A 9,538-nucleotide genomic window follows, 5' to 3' on the forward strand; every position below is an offset into this window, starting at 1 on the left:
GAGATAAGTCTACTTAGTGATGTGGTAGATAAATCAATAAAGAAAGCTTGTTAGATATTTGGAATGTTATAGGTTTTATTTTTTTTAATAAAAGAAATCAAATACATTAACTAGAAGTATATAATTCGGAATAGATTGTTTTTTATTAACGAACTCACATTAGTCATTTTTAAGTAAAAGGAGTTACTTTTTGTTCAGGTATTTTATGAAAACGATAGATTATTTAATAGGCATCAGAATAAAAGAGAATCACTTTAATAAAATTTTAAAAAAAATATGTACTGCATAATAATTAAATAAACGATGAAGTTATTTTTTTTAAGTTTCTTTATTATAGTGCTTTAACTTGGTTTTAGAATGTATTTAGGTTTAAAAATAAAGTTATATTTGTAGAAGAAGAATATATAATTGTTTATTTTATCAAGTCTTCTTTTAATTTACAAAATAAGACACTGAGAATTGAAAATATATGACAAATGCTCACTTGATATTTCAAATTTAAATTAAAGAGAGAGTAAAATATTACTTTGTCGATTTTAACTCAATGTATTGAATATTTTGAGTAGAAATGCTAAAATAACATTATGAAAATGAACAGATTGTTGCATTTTGTAGTCGAAATGTAAATGGTGTTTGAGTCATTTTTATGAATTCTACCGAATTGATTTTATAATGTTAACCTGAGATTTGAAATTTAATTTAGAGAGTTTATTCTTCTAAAATTTGTATTAATTAAAATAGGAGTTGTATCAACAAAAAATGAATAGAGAAAACGAAGACTTCGTGCTTATCAGAAGTAGGATGTTATAAAAATAAAGACACATAAAAGTGACAACTGAGCTATTCCCATAACTTAAATAATTTATTTGGCATAAAGTAGTTTACAGGTTACATGATTAGGAATAGAAAGAATGTGTGTAACATTATCTACCGTTATATTTTAAGATATAATACATTAAATATTAGTTAGTATTGAAAAAAAAGGTAAAAAAAATAATATTAAACAATTGGGGAAAATTTGGATTTGAATTTTTTTTAATATTTATTGCTGTTATAGCTGCATTTTCTTTAAATAATTGGAATGAAAATAGAAAATCTGATAATTCTGAAAATAAAATTCTTATTGAAATTTTTAATGGCTTAGAAAAAGACCTTGAAGATATAAAACAAAATAAGCTTGGTCACAAATACGGAATTTCAGCTTGTAACTATTTTAGGAAAGCTTTATATGATAAAAGTTTGAGTCAAGATTCTTTAAAAATTTATTATAATGCAATAACAAGAGATTTTATATCAATTCAAAATACTGCTGCATACGAGACTTTAAAGTCAAGAGGATTGGAGTTAATAAAAAATGATAGCTTAAGATTTAAAATAATTACGTTGTATGAGTTTGATTATCAAATATTAAGAAAATTAGAGGAAGAGTATTCTGAAATGCAATTTCATGAAAACTATTTTAAAGAAATAAACAAGAGTTTAGCACCAAATTTTAACTTTAATGATGAATATATAATTACAGGAATTAAATTACCCTTAAAAATTTCTAATAGAAATAAAAAAATATTTCTATTGTATTTGGTAAAAATACAAGGAAATAGAAGTTATATCATGAGTTACTATAATCAAATTGAAAAAAAGGTTTTTGAAGTTAAAGAGGAGATAAAAAAAGAAATAAAACGTTAGCTAATACTTATTACTATTAAACTAAAATAGTGTGTTGGACAAACATATACAAAATAAATAAACTTAATATGTTAAGTATTTTATATTTTTTTAGGTTAATTATAATAAGAGTATAAGTTGTGTAACAGTTACAAAAACAAAGTTTAGTTACTGTTTTATAAAATTTTAATTGAAATAGTCGAATTAATAAAAATAGAAGAATAAGAACCAAAATGAACAATTCTAAGCATAATAATATATAATTACAATTGGGGGGAATAAGATTATGTTTAAAACCATTTGAAATTATAAATGTTAGTTTTAAATCTAAAATAATAGCTCATTTAGTCAACCTGTAACTTTTACTATACTAGTCATTATAGCATATTAAAATGATGTTTTTAAGCGTTTTTAATGGTTTTTTTATAAGTTTAAAATAGATTTTATTAAGTCGTTATTCAGAATTTCATCAACTATTTTTGATGCTTGAATAGGTCTTTGTATAGGGTGACTTTGAAATACTTTTTTATTTAATTCATCTACAGTATTAGAGAATGCCATAGCTTTATTTTTTGAAAGTTCACTTATTCTAGATTTGTATCTGGTATTAAAATTTAAATTTTCAGGATCTACTTTTCCTTCCTTTATATAACCTCTTGTTTTCTTTGAACATCGACATGGATTATTAAGATTAACCAATCCACATTTTTTGTTCATCCAGTTATATAACTCTTTACGAGCTCTCATTAATTTAATTCTAAAATTACCTGGTGTAATCTCCAAAATCTCTGCACCAAGATTATGATTAATTTCAAACATTTCACCTAAAATATAAATCATACGTTGTTCTTTTGATAAACAAAGTAACATACCTGAAGTACAATTAATTCTAATCTCTTCTATTGTATCCTTTAATTCTTCTTCTTCTTGGTCATTTAAATCATGAGAAGGAATGGCATCAATAGAATTAAAATAATTCTCAAAACTAATTAACTTTAATTTAGAGTTTTTCTTTTTACTGTTAATAAAATGATTAATACTAATACGGTATAACCAAGTTGTAAATTTACTATTACCATTAAATTTAGATAACGCCGTAATAACTTTTATAAAGACTTCTTGTGTTAAATCTTCAGCATCTTGTATATTCCCAACCATTTTAAGGGCTAGATTATATACAAAAAGTTGATGACGAATAATTAAACTATTCAATGCTTCTTTATCTCCATTTATAGCTAATTTTACCAATTTAGTATCGTCGTAGTCTTTATAATTATTAGAAAAAATATTCATATTTTTTTATAAAAAGCCTTATTTTAAATTGTTAAAATAAGGCTTAGAATCTTAACTATATAGAGTTAATTCCTCCATGTACTGCAATTTCTTCACCAATGATATAAGAAGAATCATATGAAGCTAAAAATAATACAGCTTTTGCTACTTCCTCCGGAGTACCAAAACGCTTTAATGCTGTTTGAGCAGTAATTGCTTCTGTTGCTCCTGCAAGAACATCTTCTGGTAAACCAATTTTTTCCCAAAAAGGTGTTCCAATTGGTCCTGGACTAACTGCATTAACACGTATTCCTTGACTGGCAAGTTCTGCAGAAGAAACACGAACTAATGATCTCAATGCTGCTTTACTAGCACTTAACAAACTACTTCCACTAAAACCAGTTTCATTTAAATAAGATGTAGTTATAATTACAGAAGCATTTTTATTTAAACTTTTAATTCCTTTTTGTAATGTAAAATATGATCCTTTAAAATTGACATTCATCATGTCATCAAATAATGCTTCATTAGTATCTGCTACAGGAGCTAATTTTCCTTTTCCTACATTAATGAATAAACAATCAACACCACCAAATTTAGATTTAGTTTCTGAAAATAATCTTTCTAAATCAGAATGATTTGTAACGTCACCTTTTACTGCGTGACTATTATCTCCTAATTCTTTTAGAGCTGAATTTAGTGCTTTCTGTCCTCTGCTAAAAAGAACTACTTTTGCACCATTATTTATAAATTCTTGTGCGGTTGCTAAGCCAATACCACTTGTTCCTCCAGTAATAACAGCAACTTTACCTTCTAATTTTTCCATTGTTTTTGTTTTTTTAATAAATCAAGCATAATATTATCGTTATATGTCTAATTTAGACAAGAGGAAAATGATGGTGTTACAAAACTAAAGCAATAAATAAACTAATCAGGTTAATATATAGGAGTCAAATGTTAATTATTCATATTCTATTCGTGATGTTCATTGCAGATTTCATATTCAAACAAGCCATCATAAAGCATTTTTCACCAATTTTTTATCATAAAAAATTAAAGAATAAATAATCATTTTAATAAACTCTAATTCAAAATGTAAGTTAAGCCTAATTGATGTATAGAAGTTAATAAACATATCTATTGAGTTTCTCCTACCTATGTAAGTTTTACTTAAATGCTAGGCTGTTAAAACTTTCTTCCTTTATGAAAGAGCTATGTTAACAGTAAAATCGCTGTTGCAGATATTGTAAATCAATTGTTTTTACTTTGGATTCTTTATAATTGACTAACATAATCTTATTAAGAATTATATTTTTAATTTACTGAAACTTTAATAAGGAAAACCGTACTTCCTGCTAGGTAAATAAAAATATATTTGTTAACTAAGTATAAGTATTAATATACACAGTTAAGCATTGATAAAAAATGAACGATGAAATAATAGAAGTTCCACAACATCTTAGTTTTGAAAAAACAATTGATTTCATAAACAGTTTTGCTAGCATTAGAAAAGAAAGTAATTACATTTTTGATTTTAATAAAACAAAAATAATTGATCCCTTTTCTTTATTATTTGTAAGCCAAGAATTAGAGATATTTAAAAAAAACAATTTTTCATCTACTTTTCATGCTAGAAATTTTTCACATTTAACATACCCTGCCCATATGGGTTTTTTTAAATCTTTTGGTTTAGATTTTGGTAATGAACCTGGCGAGGCAAAAGGTTCAGATACTTATTGTCCTATTCAAGTTTTAAAAGTTCAAGATATAAAAAAAGAGGCAAAAGATTCGTATGTTAATCCTGGAGTTGTATTAGATAATTATGCCGAAGGGATAAGTAATATACTTACGCAAAATAAAAGTAATATTGTTACCAATGTTTTAAGATATTCTATGAGGGAAATATTAAGAAATATTACTGAGCACAGTCGAAGTGAAAAGTTTAGTTTTTGTGCTCAGTATTTACCTACCAAAGAGAAGGTTACTTTCGCTGTGTTGGATAATGGTATAGGCCTCAAGAAGTCACTTTCTGATAACCCTAAATTGTCGTTAGAAAATAATTTAGAAGCTTTATTATGGGGTATTAAACCAGGTGTATCAGGAAAAGTTTATCCAGGACAGAAAAGAAAACCAAAAGGAGAATGGGCTAATTCTGGTTATGGGCTCTATATGACAAGTGAAATTTGTAAAAAAGGAGGTTCATTTTTTATTTCTAGTGGAAATAAAGGAATTCTATTAACACATAAAGAACAAAGGGAATTTGATATTGAAACACATGGAACAGCTGTATGTTTAGATATTGATCTAAGTTCTATTTATGAGCTAGATACAATGTTAAAAGAATTGGGAGATAATATTCCCAAAAATGTTTTTCTTTTACCTTCCAAGTCTACGATGGATAAGAATACTAAATAAATAAAAGATTAAAAACTATAATTAATTAGTAAAGGTCGGAATAATAAATAAACAATATATTACAATCTCACTTATTTATGATAAAATGAAGAGTCATTTTTTTATTAAATATCATAATTTATATTTTGAAAAAAAATATTGATATCTGTAATGTGAGAAAGTATATTAAAAAGGGGGTATGGTTCGATTATTTCGATATTAGAGAAACTAAAAAATAGTCAAAGAAGATGAAAGCGCATATTGGTTCAATTAAAAAGAAGTTTTAACTTATTCAATATTCTCTAATTTAATGAGTTCTTTATAATTTTTATTTAATTTACTCAATAATCTACCATAGATAAGTCTATAGAAGCCCCAAAGCAACAAAAACATAATAAATATTGTAACACAAAGAATAACCAATAGTAAATTTAAAAAAGCATCCTTGTTTAAGGGAACTTCCATACCTTGTGATTTATAGTATTCTAATAATAAATCTGTATTAATGAAAAATAAAAATAGTATGACAATGTTAGAGGTAATGGCAAATATTATATTAAAATATACATAATAATTTACTATTTTTCTGGTAATCAGAATTTTTTGTATGAGAGTTCTAGTATTATCTGAAATAGAAATTGATTTATAGTTTTTGTAAAACAGAATTAAAAATATAATTATTATTATATAATGGATATAAACACTAGAGTAAATAAAAGTGTTAAGATGAAGAGCCTCATAGACCTTCATATGAGAGTTTCCTATAAAATAAAAATTTAAGCTAGTCCAAAATAAAAGCTCCAGAATACCAATTATAAAAATCCATTTAACAATAGAAGAAGATTTTGATTTTGACATTTTATAGATATCAGCTTTAGAAACTTTATTTGTTTCTTCACTTTGTTGGTCAATCCAAGCTTTTTTATATTTATCTAATGAGTCCATTTAGTGTTAAGGGGTCAATATTTTTTTTAATTTATCTTTTGCTCTGTTCATTTTAACTCTAGCATTTCCCTCACTTATACCCAGAGTATTTGAAATTTCTTTGTAAGGCTTGTCTTCTAGATATAAAAATATCAAGGCCTTATCGATATCGTTTAATTTATGAATAGCCTTATATAACTGTTTCAACTGTTCTTCTTCTGTATCATCGTAATCTTGAGATTGTATCTTATAGTCAATTTCACTTATATCTTGTGTTTGAATACTTCTTGTAGATTTTCTATACAAAGAAATAGCAGTATTTAAAGCAACTCTATACATCCAAGTACTAAATTTAGAATCTCCTCTAAACTTATTGTAATTTTTCCAAAGTTGGATAGTTATTTCCTGAAATAAATCATTGTGCGCATCTAAGTTCGTTGTATAAATTCTACAAATTTTATGCACAATATTCTGATTTTTTTCAAAATCAGATAAAAATTTATTTTCAAGTTCAGACTCCAACTAAATTATTTGTGTTAGATTATTATGAGCCTTTCAAAAATAAAAAAAGTTACAATAATTTTCAATTTTATTTTTCGAAGGTGAGTTAAAGGCAAATATTAAATTTTACAAAAGTATTATTTTCATCATTGTAGAGGTTTAACTTGTTTGTATGTATTTTTTTATGAATTTTTTGCCTTTATGAAATCAGAAATCAGATAGCTTATGAATTTTCCTACTTGAATTGTTGCTATGGGATCTTTTTTAATCGAAGGAGCCCCTTCACAGATATGTATGTAGGAAGCTTTATTAATTTTGGCAAAATTATAGGTGAATTGACGGACTTGTTGAGGTGTAAAGCCACTTGGCGTCATAGCGCTACTAGGAAAATATTGAATGCAATCTAGGTCAATTTCTATTCCAAAGTAATTATCCTTTATAAAATTTGATGCGCGTTGTAGCTCATTCTTCATATTCGTTACTTGATATACCTCTAATTCTTCAAAAGTATTGTATTCGAGATTCATATTACTATGAATTTTCTCAAAGATATACTGAGGAGTATAGCTTTCATGTAGGCCAAACATAAAGTATTTATTTAAAAAACCTTCTTTAAGAGCATATGAAAATCCATTCCCGCTGTGGCGTTCCTCTAAACGTCTTAGATCGGTATGTGCATCTAAATTGATAACATTTATGGAGCTTTTTTTTGCTAAGGAAAGACCTTTAATATTTCCATAAGCATTGTTATGCCCCCCTCCAATAATAATGGGGATTTTTTTGTGTTTCACTATAAGGGCTACTAGCTCCGAAACTTCTTGATCAATTTTTTTTAGTAACTCATCTCCTTTTTTACGGTCTGATGAGTCAAAATTGATAACATCGTCAAAGTGATCTAAATAACCAAGGACAAGAATATCTTCGCCTTTTATAAACTGATTTTGCTGCGTATTTAAAAAAGCTTTGATGCTCGGAATAAAACTTGTATGGGCTCCTCCATTACCACCGTTCATTTTAACTCCAATATCTTCAGGAATACCAAAAATAATGAAAGTAGCCTTAGATTTTTTAAGTTCTTCGTCAAGCGAATAATTGTTATTAATAGTAGAAACACATTCACCAAGTTTTATTTCTCCTTTACGAGCATTGGTGAAATCGTTAATATGTTTTTGATTAAATAAAGTAAGCATAAAAATTATATTTTTTCACCATCAATATATACATCTTCTATTAAATTTGATCCAAAGCTATATGGAATAAAGCCGTAAGAAGGAATTTCTTTAGTAATAATAAAATTAGCTTTTTTTCCTTTTGTAATACTTCCAACTTCTTCAGATAAGTTCATCGCATATGCCCCATTTATGGTAGCGGCATTGATAGCTTCTTCAGGAGTCATTTTCATTTTGATGCAGGCCGTAGCTACCACAAAATTCATGTTTCCAGAAGGGGTAGACCCAGGATTAAAATCAGTAGCCAAAGCTAGAGGGAGTCCTGATTCAATAATAGCCCGAGCAGGAGTGTAGGGAATACTTAAGAAATAAGAACAAGAAGGCAATGCAACAGGCATAGTATCTGAGCCTTTTAATGAATTAATATCTTCTGAAGTCATTACCTCTAGATGATCAACTGATAAGGCTTTGTGTTTCACACTAACTTGAATACCTCCAATAGTATTGAATTGATTTACGTGTACTTTTGGAATCAACCCATATGATTTCGCAGCAGATAATATTTTATTGGTATCTTCAACAGAAAAATAACCAGTTTCACAGAAGACATCAATAAATTCAGCAAGATTTTCTTGAGCAATTTTTGGAAGCATTTCATTAATAATCAAATTAATATAGCCTTCTTTATTATCTTTGAATTTTGAAGGAAATGCATGTGCTCCTAAAAATGTCGCTTTAATGGGAATTCTGTAATTTTCCTTAAGCCTTTTTATTACTTTAAGCATTTTGAGTTCAGCATCAATAGTGAGTCCATATCCAGATTTTATTTCAACGGCTCCTGTACCCAAAGCCATAATTTCTTCTAACCTTTTTGCTGATTGTTCATACAAATCAATTTCATTTGTATTTTGAAGTTTTTTTGCTGAATTTAGAATACCACCGCCGTTTTTTGCAATTTGTTCATAAGTTAAACCATTTATGCGATCAACAAATTCTTGTTCTCTATTTCCGGCAAATACTATATGCGTATGTGAATCGCACCAAGTAGGCAAAACCATTTTTCCTGTACAGTCGATTTTTTTACAAGCTAATTTGGGAACACTATCCATTGAACCAAAATCAATAATAAAACCATTTTTTATCAATAAGAAAGCTTTTTTTATGGTGGGTAAGGTTTTCATTTCAATGCCTGATATCTTTTTAGTTCCAGGTTTTCTTACTTGAATTAATTCTTTAATATTAACTAATAAAGTAGTCATATATTCGGGTTATTTTGATATTGCAAACTTAAACAAAAACATAATTTTATTATATTAAGAAGATATAAATTTAAATTATCAATCTAAATAACCATATCAAAAGCATTTTGTTCAAAAAATTAATATTTTTTGTGTTATACTCCACAATTTATGTTTAATATAAGTTTTAATGTCAAGTTGTTATAGTTAATGGTTTATTGATTTTTAGTTCCAGTATTTGTTTTTTGTCCTTGTTTTTAAGTGATTTACCTTTCCATTCTAACCATTCAACTAAAGGAGGTTTGTTTCCCAATATATTATGAATAAATTCTGAGCTTATTGTAAATAAGGTTTAAACTAATTAAACTTCTTCAT

The 9,538-nt window shown here is 26.7% G+C and carries 8 protein-coding genes; 2 read left to right on the forward strand and 6 right to left on the reverse strand.

Annotated features, from left to right (window positions below):
* Positions 1 to 972 precede the first annotated feature (972 nt).
* A complete protein-coding gene (locus tag ACSIGE_RS00145) occupies positions 973 to 1,686 on the forward strand; it encodes a DUF6090 family protein (RefSeq protein ID WP_440880777.1) in 714 nt (237 codons plus the stop codon).
* A gap of 402 nt (positions 1,687 to 2,088) precedes the next feature.
* On the opposite strand, the gene ACSIGE_RS00150 is transcribed toward ACSIGE_RS00145, so the two are convergent.
* Both ACSIGE_RS00150 and ACSIGE_RS00155 read right to left on the reverse strand, forming a co-directional pair.
* A complete protein-coding gene (locus ACSIGE_RS00150; protein ID WP_440880778.1) occupies positions 2,089 to 2,958 on the reverse strand; it encodes an RNA polymerase sigma factor in 870 nt (289 codons plus the stop codon).
* Positions 2,959 to 3,013: 55 nt separating this feature from the next.
* Entirely contained in the window at positions 3,014 to 3,763 is a 750-nt protein-coding gene (locus ACSIGE_RS00155) for an SDR family oxidoreductase (RefSeq protein WP_440880779.1), read from the reverse strand.
* 599 nt (positions 3,764 to 4,362) lie between these two features.
* Between ACSIGE_RS00155 and ACSIGE_RS00160 the strand changes: the two genes are divergently transcribed.
* Positions 4,363 to 5,352, forward strand: coding sequence for a hypothetical protein (locus ACSIGE_RS00160; RefSeq protein ID WP_440880780.1), 990 nt, complete (start codon positions 4,363 to 4,365; stop codon positions 5,350 to 5,352).
* 267 nt (positions 5,353 to 5,619) lie between these two features.
* Here ACSIGE_RS00160 and ACSIGE_RS00165 read toward each other — a convergent pair whose 3' ends face one another.
* The 4 genes from ACSIGE_RS00165 to hutI form a co-directional block, all read right to left on the reverse strand.
* A complete protein-coding gene (locus tag ACSIGE_RS00165) occupies positions 5,620 to 6,276 on the reverse strand; it encodes a hypothetical protein (RefSeq protein ID WP_440880781.1) in 657 nt (218 codons plus the stop codon).
* 6 nt (positions 6,277 to 6,282) lie between these two features.
* Entirely contained in the window at positions 6,283 to 6,777 is a 495-nt protein-coding gene (locus tag ACSIGE_RS00170) for an RNA polymerase sigma factor (RefSeq protein WP_440880782.1), read from the reverse strand.
* Between the two features lie 161 nt (positions 6,778 to 6,938).
* A complete protein-coding gene (locus tag ACSIGE_RS00175; protein WP_440880783.1) occupies positions 6,939 to 7,946 on the reverse strand; it encodes a formimidoylglutamase in 1,008 nt (335 codons plus the stop codon).
* A gap of 5 nt (positions 7,947 to 7,951) precedes the next feature.
* Positions 7,952 to 9,184, reverse strand: a complete 1,233-nt coding sequence (gene hutI / locus ACSIGE_RS00180) for an imidazolonepropionase (RefSeq protein ID WP_440880784.1) — start codon at positions 9,182 to 9,184, stop codon at positions 7,952 to 7,954.
* Between the last annotated feature and the right edge of the window lie 354 nt (positions 9,185 to 9,538).

This window comes from Tenacibaculum profundi (assembly GCF_052050075.1).
Classification (GTDB): Bacteria; Bacteroidota; Bacteroidia; order Flavobacteriales; family Flavobacteriaceae; genus Polaribacter.